Annotated in this window: 14 protein-coding genes; 6 read left to right on the forward strand and 8 right to left on the reverse strand. The window is 63.8% G+C overall.

The window, feature by feature from the left end; translation table 11 throughout:
* Positions 1-112: 112 nt before the first annotated feature.
* The 3 genes from E2K99_RS11810 to E2K99_RS11820 form a co-directional block, all read right to left on the reverse strand.
* Complete coding sequence (locus tag E2K99_RS11810; RefSeq protein ID WP_121040111.1) at positions 113-1,420, reverse strand: MFS transporter; 1,308 nt, start codon at positions 1,418-1,420, stop codon at positions 113-115.
* Positions 1,421-1,568: 148 nt separating this feature from the next.
* A complete protein-coding gene (locus E2K99_RS11815; RefSeq protein WP_134222324.1) occupies positions 1,569-2,327 on the reverse strand; it encodes an SDR family oxidoreductase in 759 nt (252 codons plus the stop codon).
* Between the two features lie 44 nt (positions 2,328-2,371).
* Positions 2,372-3,805, reverse strand: coding sequence for an aldehyde dehydrogenase family protein (locus tag E2K99_RS11820; RefSeq protein ID WP_134222325.1), 1,434 nt, complete (start codon positions 3,803-3,805; stop codon positions 2,372-2,374).
* A 307-nt stretch (positions 3,806-4,112) separates the two neighbouring features.
* Between E2K99_RS11820 and E2K99_RS11825 the strand changes: the two genes are divergently transcribed.
* The 3 genes from E2K99_RS11825 to E2K99_RS11835 all read left to right on the forward strand — a co-directional run bounded on the left by E2K99_RS11825 (position 4,113) and on the right by E2K99_RS11835 (position 7,320).
* Positions 4,113-4,889, forward strand: coding sequence for a FadR/GntR family transcriptional regulator (locus E2K99_RS11825; RefSeq protein ID WP_134222326.1), 777 nt, complete (start codon positions 4,113-4,115; stop codon positions 4,887-4,889).
* 64 nt (positions 4,890-4,953) lie between these two features.
* Positions 4,954-5,895, forward strand: coding sequence for a LysR substrate-binding domain-containing protein (locus tag E2K99_RS11830; protein WP_134222327.1), 942 nt, complete (start codon positions 4,954-4,956; stop codon positions 5,893-5,895).
* 243 nt (positions 5,896-6,138) lie between these two features.
* Complete coding sequence (locus tag E2K99_RS11835; RefSeq protein ID WP_134222328.1) at positions 6,139-7,320, forward strand: GGDEF domain-containing protein; 1,182 nt, start codon at positions 6,139-6,141, stop codon at positions 7,318-7,320.
* A 26-nt stretch (positions 7,321-7,346) separates the two neighbouring features.
* Here E2K99_RS11835 and E2K99_RS11840 read toward each other — a convergent pair whose 3' ends face one another.
* The 3 genes from E2K99_RS11840 to imuA are packed head-to-tail and all read right to left on the reverse strand — an operon-like array spanning position 7,347 to position 12,753.
* The gene (locus tag E2K99_RS11840) at positions 7,347-10,583 is read right to left on the reverse strand and encodes an error-prone DNA polymerase (protein WP_134222329.1); all 3,237 of its coding nucleotides are present in this window, start codon (positions 10,581-10,583) and stop codon (positions 7,347-7,349) included.
* 9 nt (positions 10,584-10,592) lie between these two features.
* Positions 10,593-12,077 (reverse strand): Y-family DNA polymerase, encoded by a 1,485-nt coding sequence (locus E2K99_RS11845; RefSeq protein ID WP_166675060.1) that lies wholly within the window; start codon positions 12,075-12,077, stop codon positions 10,593-10,595.
* Positions 12,004-12,753, reverse strand: a complete 750-nt coding sequence (imuA, locus tag E2K99_RS11850) for a translesion DNA synthesis-associated protein ImuA (RefSeq protein WP_134222330.1) — start codon at positions 12,751-12,753, stop codon at positions 12,004-12,006. The genes E2K99_RS11845 and imuA overlap by 74 nt, the downstream gene beginning before the upstream one ends.
* Before the next feature lie 383 nt (positions 12,754-13,136).
* Between imuA and E2K99_RS11855 the strand changes: the two genes are divergently transcribed.
* Positions 13,137-13,475 carry a KGG domain-containing protein gene (locus E2K99_RS11855; protein WP_034336800.1) on the forward strand — a complete coding sequence of 113 codons (339 nt, stop codon included), beginning with the start codon at positions 13,137-13,139 and terminating at the stop codon, positions 13,473-13,475.
* Between the two features lie 199 nt (positions 13,476-13,674).
* On the opposite strand, the gene E2K99_RS11860 is transcribed toward E2K99_RS11855, so the two are convergent.
* Positions 13,675-14,430 carry a YoaK family protein gene (locus tag E2K99_RS11860; RefSeq protein WP_034336803.1) on the reverse strand — a complete coding sequence of 252 codons (756 nt, stop codon included), beginning with the start codon at positions 14,428-14,430 and terminating at the stop codon, positions 13,675-13,677.
* A 288-nt stretch (positions 14,431-14,718) separates the two neighbouring features.
* Here E2K99_RS11860 and E2K99_RS11865 point away from each other — a divergent pair, with 288 nt between their 5' ends.
* Complete coding sequence (locus E2K99_RS11865; RefSeq protein WP_134222331.1) at positions 14,719-14,979, forward strand: hypothetical protein; 261 nt, start codon at positions 14,719-14,721, stop codon at positions 14,977-14,979.
* 377 nt (positions 14,980-15,356) lie between these two features.
* On the opposite strand, the gene E2K99_RS11870 is transcribed toward E2K99_RS11865, so the two are convergent.
* Positions 15,357-15,887, reverse strand: coding sequence for a CBS domain-containing protein (locus tag E2K99_RS11870; protein WP_134222332.1), 531 nt, complete (start codon positions 15,885-15,887; stop codon positions 15,357-15,359).
* A 276-nt stretch (positions 15,888-16,163) separates the two neighbouring features.
* On the opposite strand from E2K99_RS11870, the gene E2K99_RS11875 reads away from it, so the two are divergent.
* Entirely contained in the window at positions 16,164-16,436 is a 273-nt protein-coding gene (locus tag E2K99_RS11875; protein ID WP_205703777.1) for a PQ-loop repeat-containing protein, read from the forward strand.
* The last annotated feature ends 84 nt before the right edge of the window (positions 16,437-16,520 follow it).

Consider the following 16,520-nt stretch of genomic DNA (forward strand, 5'->3'; position numbering starts at 1 on the left):
AGCGCCCAAAACAGGCACTGTAAACTTGATGCGGGGAGCTTCATGAACAAGTCCACCTGCCGGGAGGCAGGTGGAGGGCCGACCTGAATGCGAAGAGGATTGCCAGGCCGTCTTACTTGTTGACCAGCTTGGCCGGCAAGCTCAGCGTGAGCAGGCCGCCGATGACCAGCGAGGCCGCCAGCACGTACATGCCGGCATTGGTGCTCTGGGTGGTGTCCTTGAGCCAGCCGACCAGGAAGGGGCTGACGAAACCGGCCAGGTTGCCCAGCGAATTGATCAGCGCAATACCGGCGGCGGCGGCGGTGCCCGACAGGAAGGCCGTCGGCAGGCTCCAGAACAGTGGCAGGGTGGTCAGGATGCCGACGCTGGCCAGCGTCAGCGAGGCCATCGCCAGCGCCGTGTTGTGACCATACAGGGTGGACAGCAACAGGCCGATGCAACCGACGAAGGCGGGAATGGCCACGTGCCAGCGGCGTTCGCGGCGGGCGTCGGCGCTGCGGCCGATGAGCACCATGGCCGCAGCGGCGAAGGCGTAGGGGATGGCCGTGAGCAGGCCCACGTTCAGCGGATCGGAGACGCCGGTGGCCTTGATGATGGTCGGCAGCCAGAAGCTCACGCCATACAGGCCCATGACGAAGCAGAAGTAGATCAGCGCACCCAGCCAGACACGGCCGTTGGCGAACATGGCGCCCAGGGACAGGTGTTCCTTCTGGCTTTCTTCGTGGCTGATGTTGGTTTCCAGCAGGCGCTTTTCGTCTTCGGTGAGCCACTCGGCGTCACGGATGCGATCCTTCATATACAGGATCACCAGAACGCCCAGGATCAGCGAAGGAATGGCTTCCAGGATGAACATCCACTGCCATCCGGTATGACCCCATACGCCCGGCATGGCATGCATGATCCAGCCCGACAGCGGGCCGCCGATCACGCCCGAGAGGGCAATGCCGGTCATGAACAGCGCAGTGATCTTGCCGCGGCGTGCCGCCGGATACCAGTAGGTCAGATACAGGATCACGCCCGGGAAGAAGCCGGCCTCGGCCACCCCCAGCAGGAAGCGCATGATGTAGAACATTTCCGGCGTGGTGACATAGGCCATCGCGCCCGAGATGATGCCCCAGGTGATCATGATGCGGGCGATCCAGAGGCGTGCGCCGACCTTGTGCAGGATCATGTTGCTGGGCACTTCGAAGACGAAGTAACCCAGGAAGAAGATGCCCGCGCCCAGGCCGTAGACGGTATCGCTGAATTTCAGGTCCTGCAGCATCTGCAGCTTGGCAAAGCCGACGTTGACCCGGTCCAGGTAGGAAGCCACATAGCACAGGAACAGCAGCGGCAGCAGCCGCCAGGTGACCTTGCTGTAGGTCGCGTCTTCAAAGGATGCGCGCGCGCCGTCGGCGGCGGCGCCTGCTTGGTAGGTCATGTCTCGCTCCAGATAGTGTTTGACGTATCGTTGTTGTGCGTCGCCGGTTCTTTGTGACCGCTTGACGGTGCCACGCATTGTAGTGGCGGTGAGGACATTGTCAAATCATTATCCTCACCGCTTGCATGAAGATTTTTACATCGCCGCCTTACACGCAACGTCCGCCATCGACCTCGATGGACACGCCGGTGACGAACTCTGCTTCATCGGAACCCAGGTAGAGGCAGGCATTGGCGATGTCCTCCGGGGTGGAGAAACGGCCCATGGGAATGGTGGCGACGAACTTCTTGCGGTTTTCCGGGGTGTCGGGCACGCCCATGAATTCCGACAGCAGGCCGGTGGCCGAGATGACCGGATTGACGCAGTTCACGCGGATCTTGTCCGGACCCAGTTCTGCCGCCATCGACTTGCTGGTGGTGATGACGGCGCCCTTGCTGCCGTTGTACCAGGTTAGCCCGGGACGCGGGCGGATGCCGGCGGTGGAGGCGATGTTGACGAAAGCACCGCCGCCGACCTGGCGGAAATAGGGCACGAAGGTCTTGGCCGAGAGGAAGATGCTCTTTACGTTGACTGCATAGACGCGGTCGAACTCGTCTTCTTCCACTTCCAGCATGGGGCGGTTGCGATGCGTGGTGCCGGCATTGTTGACGACGATGTCGAGCTTGCCGAAGTGCTCCAGGGCGCTGGCCAGCAACTGGTCCATGTCAGCGCGCTTGGAGACGTCGGCCTTGGCGAAGACCGCACGGCCGCCCGCCGCCTTGATCTCTTCGACTACCCGCAGGCCGCCGGTTTCGCCGATATCGGCCACCACGACGGAGGCGCCTTCACGGGCATAGGCCTTGGCGATGCCTTCACCGAAACCCGAACCGCCACCGGTGACGATGGCTACCTTGTCTTGCAAACGCATGATGTGTCTCCTTGAAAATTGTGTGTGTTGAATGAGGGGGGAGGTCAGCCGTGGCGGATGGCGATGGTCTTGAGGACCGTGAAGCCATAAAGGGCTTCGAAGCCCTTCTCGCGCCCGTGGCCGCTGGCCTTGACGCCGCCGAAGGGCAGTTCCACGCCGCCACCGGCGCCATAGTTGTTGATGAAGACCTGGCCGCTGCGAATGGCGCGCGCCAGCCGCAGCTGGCGGCCGCCGTCGCGGGTCCAGACGCTGGCCACCAGGCCGTAGTCGGTGCCATTGGCCAGGGCGATGGCCTCGGCTTCATCCTCGAACGACATGGCCGCCAGTACCGGACCGAACACTTCTTCCTGCGCCAGCCGATGCTGGGGCGGCACGTCGCGCAGCAGGGCCGGGGCCTGGTAGAAACCGCCGGACGGGGCGCCGGGCGCGATCTCGCCTTGCGCCACCAGGGCGATGCCGTCGCGCCGTGCATCCGAGAGGAAACCGGCCACGCGTTCCTGCTGGGTCTTGCGGATCAGCGGACCACAGTCCAGGTCCATCTGCGAGGAGCCCACCTTGAGCTGCGAAAACAGCCCGGCAAGCCGCTCCAGCACCTGTTCGTAAGCGCCACGCTGGACCAGCAGGCGGCTGCCGGCGGAGCAGGTCTGGCCGGCGTTCTGCACGATGGCATTGACCACCACCGGCAGCAGGGCGTCCATGTCGGCATCCTCGAAGACCACCTGCGGCGACTTGCCGCCCAGTTCCAGGGTGACCGGGGTGTGATGCTCGGCGGCCGCGCGCACCACCAGCTTGCCCACGTTGGGTGAGCCGGTGAAGGACACGTGGTTCACATCGGGATGCTTGACCAGCAGGTCGCCGGCCTCGTGGCCATAGCCGGTGACGATGTTGAGTGCACCCTCGGGGAAGCCCGCCTCAGCGGCCAGTTCGGCTACCCGGAGGATGGACAGGCAGGCATCCTCGGCCGGCTTGACCACGCAGGTATTGCCAGCGGCCAGAGCGCCGCCCACGCAGCGTCCGAAGATCTGCATCGGGTAGTTCCACGGCACGATGTGGCCGGTCACGCCGTGCGGCTCGCGCAGGGTCAGTACCGTATAGCCGGCCTGGTAGGGAATGGTGTCGCCGTGCAGCTTGTCAGCGGCACCGGCGTAGAACTCGAAGTAGCGCACGATGGCCGCAGCATCGGCACGTGCCTGTTTCATGGGTTTGCCGCAGTCGCGTCCTTCCAGCTGAGCCAGTTCTTCCTGGTGATCCTGCAGCTTGTGGGCCAGCTTCATCAGCAGGCGGCTGCGCTCGGCGGCGGAAAGCTTGCCCCACGCACCTTCATACGCGCGGCGTGCTGCCTGCACGGCCTGGTCAATGTCGGCGGCATTGCCACGGGCGATGGCCTCGAAGGCCTGGCCATCGGAGGGATCGATGACGGGGATGCTTTCGCCGGAGGCGGGGGCGACCCAGCGATTGTCGATGAAGTGCTGTTTCATGGCAGTGCGGTCCTTGGAGGCGGATGACGGGGGAGCAGCACAGGGAAGCGGCAGGATGGCACGCCATGCAGGCGCGGGCCTGCGTCGAACGGTCAGTCCGAACAGGGCCGGGAAGGGCTTGTCTCCTGGTGTCTTGTCGTGTGCTGCTGTTTTTGTTGTGCCTGAATCTAAGCCTGCGCATCCAAGATGTCAAATATATTTACTACTTTGATGACTACTTGCATCGGACGGCTGGCGGTGAGACTGACAAATCCGCTACCATGCGGCCCATGCCGTTCCTGTCATTTCCTGCCTAACTGGAGTGTCGATGCCCTCATCGAGCAAGCCCCCGCGCCCCGGCGCTTCCGGTGACATCCTGAGCCTGGCCGCGGCCGGCCTGGGTCCGGTGCGGCCGGAACGCTTCGCTGAACGCGTGTATGAAACCTTGTTCCATGCCATTGTCGAAGGCCGCATTGCCGTCGGCAGCAAGCTGCCTTCCGAAAACGACCTGGCCACGTTGTTCGAGGTCTCGCGGCCGGTGGTGCGGCAGGCGCTGGACCGGCTGCGTGAAGATCAACTGGTGGAGTCCCAGCGTGGCTCCGGGACCTATGTGAAGGAAAAGGCAGGATTGGCCCCGGCCCGTCCCGATGGCGAACCCGAGACCCGCATCGGCCACATCATGAACGGGCTGGAACTGCGGCTGGTGCTGGAGCCGGAATGCGCCTACATGGCCGCCCTGCGACGCAACAAGCAGGATCTGGAAAAGATGGATGCCTTGCTGCTCGGATTCGAGGAAGCCAACCGCGTGGGCGGCATCGCCCATCACTATGATTTCGGCTTCCATGAAGCCATCGCCCAGGCCACCGGCAACCAGCGCTTCGTGCAGGTGATGAAGACGCTGGAATACGATGTCAGCCACGCCGTCAACATGCTGCGCCACCTGATGCAGATCCCGCCCTGGAAGCGCTCGCAGGATGCCATGGACGAACATCGCCAGATCTTCGAGCTGATCCGCCTGCAGGATGCTGAAGGCGCGCGGCGTGCCATGCGTGGCCATATCGAGAATGCCCGCACGCGCATGTTCAACAGCCGGCCTGGCCTGTGAGTCTGCTTGTCATTCAAGCTGTCAACTCTTTTAACTACTTATTCTTCCGCAGGAAGCCCATCCCATGGAATTACGCCAACTGCGCTACTTCGTGGCCATCGTCGATCACGGCTCACTCTCACGCGCAGCGCGTGTGCTGCACATCGCCCAGCCGGCGCTGACCCAGCAGATCCGCCAGCTGGAAGACGAGATGGCGGCGCAATTGCTGCATCGTTCGGCCCAAGGAGTCATCGCTACCGATGCCGGCAAGGTCTTCTATGAGCACGCGCTGGCGATTTTGAAACAGGTGCAGGATGCCAAGCAGGCCGTGGCGCAGTCCACCGACAAACCCTCGGGGACGGTGGCGCTGGGCATTCCGCAGAGCGTCTCCAATGCGCTGGCCTTGCCGCTGCTCAATGCAGTGCGCTCGATCTACCCCGAGATCACCCTGCAACTGACCGAGGAATTGACCGGTAACCTCATCACCCAGTTGAAATCCGGCCGCATCAATCTGGCGGTGCTGTTTGACGATGGCCAGCTGTCGTCCTTCGCAGCCACGCCCATGATCGAGGAAGAGATGATGTACATCACCCGCGCCAAGTCGCGCTATGGGGTGAAAGGCCGCAAGGGCGTGCCGCTGGCCAAGGCCATCAAGGCTCCGCTGATCCTGCCGGGCCTGGCCCATGGGGTGCGCCCGCGCATCGAGAGCCTGGTGCGCGGCCAGGGCATGAGCCTGGATAACGTCATCGAGATCAACTCGGTGGCCATCCTCAAATCGGCCATCCTGGCCGATATCGGCGCCACCATCCTGCCGGTGGCGCCGCTGCTGGCCGACATCGAGCGCGGCGAGATGGTCGCCCATGCCATTGCCGGCGAACAGATCTCGCGCACCCTGGTGCTGTGCGCCTCGCGCAATATCCCGCTGACCACCGCGGCTGCTGCGGTGGAACGACTGGTGCTGGATGTGACCGATGCGCTGTGCCGTTCCGGCCAGTGGGGACATACCCGGCTGTTGGAACGTACATGAACCACGCTAATAAAGTGAATAAAATTGAACAAGCGCCGTCTTTTTTAGCTTAAAAGTTCAGATTTTTTGATGAATTGCTGAAAATCACTGCTGAGCTTGCGCCTTCGGTTACACTGGCGTCGACCCTGGTCGTCCTCGAGCCCCAAGCCAACTGAGGACGCCGCCGATGCGCTGAGGGGCGCATCCTCCGCATCGCTTGCCGCGATGCCTTCTATACCTGCCCGCAAGGGCAAGCGAATCCGCATGAATCCTTTCACCGCCAGCATTGCGCTGGCCATCGTACAGTTTTGCAGTGGCGTGATCATGACCGGGCTGTTCATCAGCACGCCGTCAGAGCGCTTCACGCGGCTGTGGGCGCTGTCGGGCGTGTTCTCGGCACTGGGGATCTGCGTCACCGTTGCAGTGTACGCCGGGCTGGCTGGCAGCCTGCGGCCGCTCGGCTTGTTGCTGGGCAATACACTGGTGTTTTCTTCCGGCATCGTTGCCTGGCGCGGACTGCGCAGCTTTTACCAGCGCCAGTCGGGCGACTGGCCTTGGATGCTGGTGATCGCCTATGCCGTCAGCTTTACCGCGCTGCTGATCGGAAGTGCCGATTTCACCCATCGTGCCTACCTCGCCGTGGGCGGCTTGCAGGTGGTGTTCTGCCTGGTGCTGCGTGAATTCTTCAAGGGCATGTCGGGGCCGCTGGCCGCGCGCTATCCGCGCTGGACCTTTGGCCGCTGGATCGGCATCGTGGCCTTGCTGATCCTCAGCGCCACCCATGTGAGCCGGCTGCTGCTGTCGTTGTCGCATCCGGAACTGTTCATGCCCCCCGAGATGAGCAGTCTGGGCGTGGGCCTGATCTATCTGATTCCCATCAGCGGCACCTTGCTGCTGTCGGTGTCGCTGATGATGATCTACTTCGAACGGCTGCTGGCCGACAAGCAGCGCCTGGCCACCGAAGATGAACTGACCGGCACCCTCAACCGCCGCGAGCTGGTGCGCTGTGGCGAAGAGGCGCTGGCCCGGGCGGTGCAGGGCAGGCGGGTCCTGACGCTGGCCTTCATCGATGTGGATCACTTCAAAGACATCAACGACACCCACGGCCACCTGGTCGGGGATCGGGTGCTGGCTGACATCGGCGCCTTGCTGCGCGAGCACTGTTGCCAGGGCGGCATGGTGGGCCGTTACGGTGGCGAAGAATTCTGCGCGGTCTTCCCGGACTGGTCGGAAGCCCAGGCACGCCAGATTGCCCAGCATCTGCTGGAAACCGTACGCAACCACGATTTCGGTCATGGACAACCAGTCACCATCAGCGTCGGATTGGCCGTGCTGTCACCGGGCCAATCCAGCAGCTGGGATGCGCTGGTGCACGAAGCCGACCTGGCCCTGTACCGTGCCAAGAGCGAAGGGCGCAATGCTTTCCGGATGGCGCTGGCGGCTTGATCCGGACGCTGCCTTGCAGGGCCGTTTCAGAAGAAATCCCGGCTGCGCGGCTGCAGCTCGCCCAGCAGATGGGTCCAGTCTTCCAGCCGTCCCGCCACCAGGTGGCGCACTTCTCCATGGCACTGCCAGCTGCCATACACCCCCAGCAAGCGCGCATTCAAGACCTCGCTGCGCTGCCTTTCCAGCACCGAAGGCCAGACGATCACGTTGGCCGAACCGGTCTCATCCTCCAGCGTCATGAAGATCACTCCCTTGGCCGTGCCCGGCCGCTGGCGCACCGTGACGATGCCGCAGCAGCAGGCGAACTGGCGGTTCTGCAGTGTGTTCAGGTCGGCCACGCTCATGAAGCGCCGCCGCTGCAAGGTCGGGCGCAAGAGCGCCAGCGGATGGCGGCGCAGCGTCAAATTCATGGCGCGGTAGTCGTCGACGATCTGGTCGCCTTCGCCGGGTGCTTCCAACTGGACCGCGTCATCACCGCGCGGTGCCGTGCGCAGCAGGTCACGGTCGGGCACTGCGCCCACGGCATGCCAGAGCGCAGCGCGCCGGTGTCCGGCCAGCTCGCGCAAGGCATCACCCGCTGCCAGCGCTTGCAGGCCGTGGCGGTCCAGTCCGGCGCGCCGGGCCAGGTCATCGACATCGGCAAAGGGACGTTCGGCCCCGGCCTGCTCGATACGCTGCGCCGCCTGTTCGGGCATGCCGCGCAGCAGGCTCATGCCCAGCCGCACGGCCGGACGCGCCTGCCCGGCGGGGTCCAGCTCCAGAATGGATTCCCAGCGGCTGCGCAAGACGTTCACCGGCAGGACCTTGACCCCATGCCGGCGTGCATCCTGGATCAATTGGGAGGGCGAGTAAAAGCCCATGGGCTGGCTGTTGAGCAGGCCGCACAGGAAGGCTTCCGGCTCGTGGCACTTGAGCCAGCTGCTGAAATAGGTCAGCAGGGCAAAGCTGGCGGCATGGCTTTCGGGAAAACCGTATTCACCGAAACCCTCGATCTGGTTGAAGATGCTCTCGGCGAATTCACGTGAATAGCCATTGTCGGTCATGCCCAGCACCAGCCGTTCATGGTGCGGGCCCATGCCACCCTTGCGCTTCCAGGCAGCCATGGAGCGGCGCAGGTCATCGGCTTCGCTGGGGGAATACCCGGCAGCCTCGATGGCCACGTCCATCACCTGCTCCTGGAAGATCGGGATGCCCAAGGTGCGCTCCAGCACTTTCCTGATCTTGCCGCTCTTGCTGGTGTTGTCCGGATAGTCGAAGCTGCCGCCGCTGCGCACCAATTCCCGCCGCCGCAGGTAGGGGTGGACCATGCCGCCCTGGATCGGCCCCGGCCGCACGATGGCCACCTGCACCACCAGGTCGTACTGGGTGCGCGGCTGCATGCGCGGCAGCATGCTCATCTGGGCGCGGCTTTCGATCTGGAACACGCCGATGGTATCGGCCTTGCAGATCATGTCGAACGTGGCCGGATCTTCACGCGGAATGTCGTACATCTGCATGACCTGCGGCAGGCCGCGCCGCAAACTCACCAGTTCCAGCGAGCGGCGCAGGGCGGTCAGCATGCCCAGCGCCAGGACGTCGACCTTGAGCAGCTTCAGTGACTCCAGGTCATCCTTGTCCCATTCGATGACGGAACGCTCTTCCATGGCCGCATTCTGGATCGGCACCAGCCGCGACAACTGCCCGCGTGCGATCACGAAGCCCCCGGTGTGCTGCGACAGATGGCGCGGAAAGCGCAGCAGCTTGCCGGTGATGCTGGCCCATAGGCCGATCTGCGGCAGTTCCGGGTCCAGTCCGGCTTCGGCAAAGCGGGCCAGCAATTCTTCCCGGCTGTCGAACCAGTGCTGCGACTTGGCCACCGTATCGACGATGGCCGCATCCACGCCCAGTGCCTTGCCGACCTCGCGCAGGGCGCCACGCGGCCGGTAGCTGTGCACGGCAGCCGCCAGCGCGGCGCGGCGGCGGCCGTACTTGCGGTAGATGTGCTGGATCACTTCTTCGCGGCGCTGGTGCTCGAAGTCCACGTCGATGTCGGGTGGTTCTTCACGTTTTTCGCTGATGAAGCGGGCAAACAGCAGCCGGGTCGAAGTGGGATCAACCTCGGTCACGCCCAGGCAGTAGCACACCGCCGAGTTGGCCGCCGAGCCGCGCCCCTGGCACAGGATGCCGCGTGAACGGGCGAACTTGACCAGGTCGTACACCGTCAGGAAATAAGCTTCATATTCCTTTTGGGCGATCAGGGACAACTCCATCTCGATCTGCGAGCGCACCTCGCCCGGTATCCCTTGCGGATAGCGTTTAAAGGCCCCGGCCAAGGTTTCCTGGCGCAGATAGTCGGCCGGGCTCATGCCCAGCGGCACCAGTTCGTCAGGATATTCATATCGCAGTTCAGCCAGGCTGAACTGGCAGCCGGCCGCCACCGCCAGGGTCTGGGCCAAGGTCGCCGGGCTGTGCACCAGCGACAGCCGCATGCGTGGCCGCAGGTGCTGTTCGGCATTGGGGGCCAGGGCCAGGCCGCATTCCTGCACCGGCTTGCCGACGCGGATGGCCGTGACCACATCCTGCAGGTATTTGCGCGAACGCTGGTGCATCTGCACGTCGCCCACCGCCGCCAGCGGCAGGCCGTGCAGCCGCGCGGCGGCGTCGATGGCGGCGCGGTGCAGGTCGTCCAGCGGACGGTACAGGCGCGTCATGCCGGCCCATGAGCGGCCGGGGGCCAGCGGGGCGAACCAGCGCAATTGCGCATCCAGCGTTTCTTCATCGGCCGGGTAGTCCGGCACCAGGATCAGCTGGCAATCGGGCAGGGCGCGCAGGTGCGACAGGGCGGGCGGCGGCTGGCTCAGGTCTTCCGGCGACAGCAGGTAGCTGCCTTTCTCGGCACGGGTGCGCGCCAGCGTGATGAGTTCGCAGAGGTTGCCATAGCCTTCGCGGTTCCTGGCCAGCCCCACCAGGGTCATCTTCGCCAGGGGCTGGGCCGAATCATCCTTCAAGGCCGTGAAACGGAAGCAACTGCCGATGAGCAGCTTGAAATCCTTGGCCTTGCCGCGATGGATCTGTTCCATCCAGGCGGCATGGGCGCGCACCACGCCGGCCATGGTGCATTCATCGGTGATGGCCAGGGCGCGATAGCCCAGTTCGATGGCGCGATCCACCAGTTCCTGTGCATGCGAGGCGCCTTGCAGGAAACTGAAGTTGGTGCGGCAATATAGTTCGGCATAGTCGGGCAGGCCGGTCTGGGGGACGCCCAAGGGCAGGGAAGCTTGCATGCCGTGCTCCTAGCCGAACAGGCCGTGCAGGAACCACTGCGGCTCCTCGTCGGACCACTCGCCGCCGCGCCACTGGCGGAAGATCCAGTAATAGGCATGGCTGGCATCGCGCGCCGTGAAGTAGTCGCGCGTCAATGGCCGGCCTTCCCACCAGCCGGCTTCGATGCGTTCGGGCGGCGAAGTGAATTCCAGCGCACTGCGATAGAAGGGCTTGTGCTGCTGCATCCGCAAGGGCAAGGGTTCGGCCAGCAGCCACAGCGGACGCGGCGGCAATCGCGCCGCATCGGTAGTCAGGGAAGCCGGCAGGCTGGCGGGGCTCTGCATCACGCTGCACCAGCGGTTGGCGACCTCGGGCCGGTGATCGGCGCGCGGGGCGGCCTGCTGCACCTTGTCTGCGCCCAGACGCGCCACCAGCAGTTCCAGCAGGCGCTGATGATCCTCGGCACTGCCGCCGGGTTCGGGGAAGAGCATCTCGCTGGCCGCCTGCTGGCTTTCCAGTTCATCGGCGGCCAGCCCCAGGGCGATGGCCGGGGCGGGCAGGGAGGAACGGGCCAGTTTTTCCTTGACCAGGGTATGCAGGTGGTCTTCCTGCCAGGCCGGGACCGACAGCGCTATCTGCAGCTCGGTCGGCGCCACTGCCTGTCGTCCCCGTTCATGTTCCAGCCACAGGCGCAGCTTCTTGATGGCCAACTGGCGTGCCGTCAACCAGCCGGCCAACTGGGCCAGCAAGCCTTGGGCATAGGCGGCCAGGATGTCGGTGTGCTCGATGCGGTCCGGCAGCTCCACCCGGGCCTGGAACGTTGGCGGTGCCACGATCCAGTCATGCACTTCGGGCGCGGCACCATAGGCGCGGTCCAGCATGGCCAGCAAGTCCTTGCCGCAGCGGCGCTGCAGACCGGCGCGGGGCAGGCGCTGCACCTGGCCCAGCTGGCGGCAGCCCAGCCCGTGCAGCCATTCCAGATGGGCACGGGCGGCGGTGAGCAGAACCACTGGCAGGCGGTCCAGTCGGCGCTGCAGGGAACGATGATTGAGGGTACGCACGTAGCCGTAGCGCGCCAGCAGCCAAGATCCGGTCGCCGTAACGGCGCAGGACAGGGTAGCCGACAGTCCCATGCGGGCGATAGTCACGCGGATCTTGCGGCACAAGGCCCGGATGCCGCCGAACAGGCGCAGGCTGGCGCCCACTTCCAGCAGGATGCAGGCCTCTTCGGCCAGCGTGACCTGAGGCGTGTATTGCAGCAGGGCCAGGGCGGCTTGCTGCAAGGTGGTTTGCTCCCGCAGGATATCCCGCTCATTCAGATGCGCTTGCGGTGCCAGCAACTGCACGCCGCCGCGCCGCATGCCTTCGTGCACGCCCAGCGCGCGCGCCGGTGCCGTCAGGGCGGATACGCGATCGCGCTCGAAGACCACGGCCGCTGCCTCATCCAGCCAGTTCGGACGGAAGACTTCCAGCGGCAGCAGTGGCAGGTGTACGGCGATCCACAGGGGTGACATGGCGTTGCAAATTCGGTGAAGGCAGCAAAGGGAGAAACAGGCTTTGTTCGCGCAGCGGTCCGCGGCGCTTGAGAAAACCGATCTCCAGCCCGTCGCGCGCTGACTTGAGCGTCAGCCGCAGGGGTGCGGGGGAAGGCTCGCGCGCGCAGGACAGCGGCCGTAGCATGAAGAACAGCGTCTGACCGGCCTGCGCCGCCACATGCAGGCGTCGCAGCAGGTCATGATCGCCCTTGCGCAAGCGCGGCTGCCACATCAGCAGGGCCTGGCAACTGTCGGCCCGCAAGACCTGCTCGGCGGCCCAGCAGGCGTCGGCCGCATGATCGGCCTGCAACTGCAGCAGCCGTGATGCTTCCACCCCCATATGCGCCCAGCCGGGGGCATTGACCTGGTGTGGGGCCTGCAGCAGGGCGATCCGGCCAGCCTGCTGCGGGCGCCGGGCAGTGGCGGGCGCACGCGCCAGTACCGGGCGCAACAGGCGCAGCTCGCCCACGCCCTCCTGCGGCAGCAGCAGCTCGATGAGCACCCCGGGCGGCCAGCCGCGTTCGGGCAGCTCGGCATCCAGCGCCTCGAATCCGCTGGAGACACCGCGCGCACCACCGCGCGCCAGCTGGGAGGCCAGCCAGAGCGAGGGGTGGATGATTTCCGGACGAGGGACCGGAGAGCTGGATGTCAACATGGCAAGAAAACGAGGGTGCGAAACAGCAGGAAAGTGCGGGTAAAAGCAAAGACTGTATAAATATACAGTAATTGTTTTGAGGTGTGAAAAAAACTGCCTTTGGGCTTTCAATCACGTGAAATTTCCTGAAAGCAATGCCGAAGATCGCTGATCCATCGGCAATTGATACCGAAAATACAAGCTCATCTTCAGTTTTTCCTACATGTCCGACAGCCATTGCTGACCTTGGCAGAAGAGCTCTTCCGATAGTGAGGATCGGTGAGGCTTTCTACACTGCAGATGTGGACAAAAGTTGGGTTGTCATTTGCATGCTCGCGCAGAGCAAGAGGGCGGCGAATGACAAATGTCTGCTCCATTCGATCATCCAAGACAAGGAGTCACACATGGCAAATTCACAAAATCCGGGGAACAGCAATCGCGGCTTCGCCGCCATGGATAGGGAGAAACAGCGCCAGATCGCCAGCATGGGAGGCAAGGCCGCTCACGCCAAGGGTGCCGCCCATGAGTTCACCTCCGCCGAAGCCCGGGAAGCCGGACGCAAGGGTGGTCTGAACAGCCATGGCCGCAAGAATGCCGCCGCGGCCGCCGCTGCTCAGAACGGCAATGGTGGCAATGGCGCCAGTGCATCGGCCCAGCCGCAAATGAACCAGAGCACGCCGCAAGAGGGCAATGGCGCCCAGCAGCCGCAGCAGTCCGACAGCAATCCCCAGCAGCAAGGCTGAGAAAGCGGCCCCAGCGGCCATCTCAGGCAGACTCAGCCGCCGTACCAGGACCCTGATCGCATCAGGCAGCCGTTCCAACGAAGGACCCTGCGCTCCACTGGCTTCAGGAACCGGGCGGTGCACCTAGTCGATAACAATAAAACGAAAGGCGCGTTGAGCGCCTTTTTTGTTGCCTGCAGCCCGCCTCCGATGGGAGGCTTCAATTGCGTGCCAGATCATCCATCATCGGCACCAGCGCCAGCAGGAACAATGCGGCTGCCAGCGGCATGGTCGCCAGGAAGCCCAGCGCCTTGAAGCCAAAAGCACCCGTCACGCCCCCCAGGAAGAACATCAGCAACAGCGAGGACAGCAGCATGAACTTGCGCCGCGCACCCGGCACGGGATCTTCCGTCACCGCCTCATGGGGCTGGCGGGGGGCCAGGGTCCAGTAGCACATTTTGCCGATCTCGATGCCGATGTCGGTGACCAGGCCCGTGACGTGGGTGGTACGGATCTCTGATCGCGAAATCTTGCTGATCATGGCATTTTGCAGACCCATCACGAAGCACAGCAAGGCCGCGGTCACCGGCACGAACAGCAGCCGGTGATTTTCCAGATTGCTGCCGAGGATGCCAAAACACAGTAACAGCATCGCCTCCAGCATCAGCGGCATGGCGTATTCGCTGTGCAGGCCGCGCCGCCTGGCCCAATTGATCATCACCGCCGAACAGGCCGCTCCCAGCAGGAACGACAGCAAGGCACTGGCGCCGGCCACCAGCAGCAGGGTTTCCCCCAGCACCAGGTTGTCGGCCAGCGAGGAGACGATGCCCGACATGTGCGAGGTGTATTGGCCCACGGCCAGGAAACCGCCTGCATTGACGGCGCCGGCGATGAAGGCCAGCGAACGCCCCAGATGGCGGTTGGAGAGATCGGTGCGCGCCGGACTGGTCAGACGGCGCAGGTAATTGATGGGCATGACGGTTCCAGACAGAGAGGCAAGCACCCCAGGCGACAGCATCCCCCAGCCACCCCTGCGCAACGTCTGCCTCTCCTGTCCCCCCGGAGAGACTCATCTTCGCCGCTTCCTACGCAGAGTGCCGGTGGCTTCTTGCTGCCTTTGCCTTCAGTGTTTCTTATGCTGACAAGAATACTTCTTCCTGGCCCGGCGCGGGGAAAGAGGCTGCATTGCCTGACCTGCGTCAGTGGCGCGGGCCGCACAGGTTTCTTCCTGCCAGGTCTCTCACCTTGAACAGAGGAGCACACCATGAGCATTCCCATCGACATTCCCGGCGGTCACCATCTGGGCGAACTGAGCGGCCCCGTGGCCGATGCGCAAGGAGGACCGGTCATGCAGCCAGGCGTGCAGCAATCCGAGGAAGGCGGCTTTCGCGGCATCGTACTCATCGGCGCTTCCCCGCAAGCGCCGCAGGAGCCGGTCTCCACCCATGTCTGCCCGATGTTGCGCACGACCAGCGAACTGGCTTATGCCGATGCGCTGGCGTTTATCGCCGGACAGGGCAACTGAATCATTCGAACCATGCGAACCATGCGAACCATTCTTCAGGTGAAGAAACCAATGCGGATAAACATGAAGATAAAAAAAAGGCCGCCTGGGGAGGCGGCCTGAGGGGGAGGGATATAAGACGCCGGGGATCGGGGGAATCGCCGGAGAATTTCTGCTTATGAAAACGACTCGTGGGGATAAACCGATGGGGGATGGACTGTATTCATGACACGACGGAGGGGGACGTTCGTATCGGAATGTGGGGTCCTCGGTTTCGAGTTCGTTGAGATGCATAGTAGCGATGCAGCGCAAAAAAGAAGATCGGACAGTGTCCAATAAACGCGTAGGAAAACACCTACATCGCACCCCTTCGAACGCGCCGCAAATCCGCGCCAGCACTACTTGTGGCCGATATTGACCTCGTGCATGTCACTATTGCGCACTTCCGGCAATTCGAAGTCGCCAGAAGGCGACACTTCCTGTGCCGGACGCACCGGTGCAGCGGGCAAGGAAATCTCCGCCAGCGCGTTGCCCACGCCGCGATTCTGGGTCTTGGCGGCGACGTCGCCCAGGCTCACCATGCCGACCAGATTCTTCTGGCGGTCCATCACGGGCAGGCGGCGGATCTGGCGCTGCACCATATCGTCCAGCACATCATCCACCGGCTCATCTTCGTAGCACCACAGGACCTCGTGACTCATTACCTCGGTCAGCGGCAGGCTCTCGGAAAGGCGATTGCGGGCCACGGCGCGCAGGACGATGTCGCGGTCGGTGACCAGGCCGACCAGATTGTGCTGGGCATCGCAGACGGGCAGGGCGCCTACGTCCAGTGACTCCATCGCCTGGGCGGCACGGATGACGGAATCATCCGGGCTCAAGGTATGGGCACCGCGTGTCATGACGTCGGCAATGGTTCGGGTAGCGTGCATGTTGACCTCCTGAGTGGATGAAATGGCTGTAAAGGGGGATCCCGACTTCCACTCCAGACTAGGGAAGTGACGCCGATGCCGCAATGCCACATGCGCCCTTTGTCGGGTCGGCCAATTCGCGCAGGGCCGTGCGAATGCGCCGACCTGCGTTGCAGGGCTGCCGGGGAAACTTCCTACACCGCGTCGCGGCGCTGGCCGACTGTGGCCGCTGCCGGCTTGGTCCACCATCGGCACACCATTCGCTTGCCGGGCCTTCACGGGCTCATATCGACCATCATGTCCGATCACATTACCGACCTCATCGGCTGGGGCGCGACCCTCATCCTCCTGTTCACCATTTCCTCCCAGGTCTATGAACAGTGGCGCAGCCGCTCCACCCAGGGGGTCTCGCACTGGCTCTTCGCGGGCCAACTGGCGGCTTCTACCGGCTTCGTCGCCTACAGCGTCCTGCAAGGGGACTGGGTGTTCGTGGTCTCCAATGTGTTCCTGCTCTTCACCGCATTGCTGGGGCAGGTGCTGTATCTGCGCAATCGCCGCCGACAGCAGTGAGTCACGAGAGAGCCAGGCGCCATGCGGCTCATCGATTCTTACATCGGTCATTGGCGCTGTCTGATGCAAGCCGCCGCGCTTCCT

Source organism: Herbaspirillum huttiense, assembly GCF_004367745.1.
GTDB classification, from domain to species: Bacteria; Pseudomonadota; Gammaproteobacteria; order Burkholderiales; family Burkholderiaceae_D; genus Herbaspirillum; species Herbaspirillum huttiense.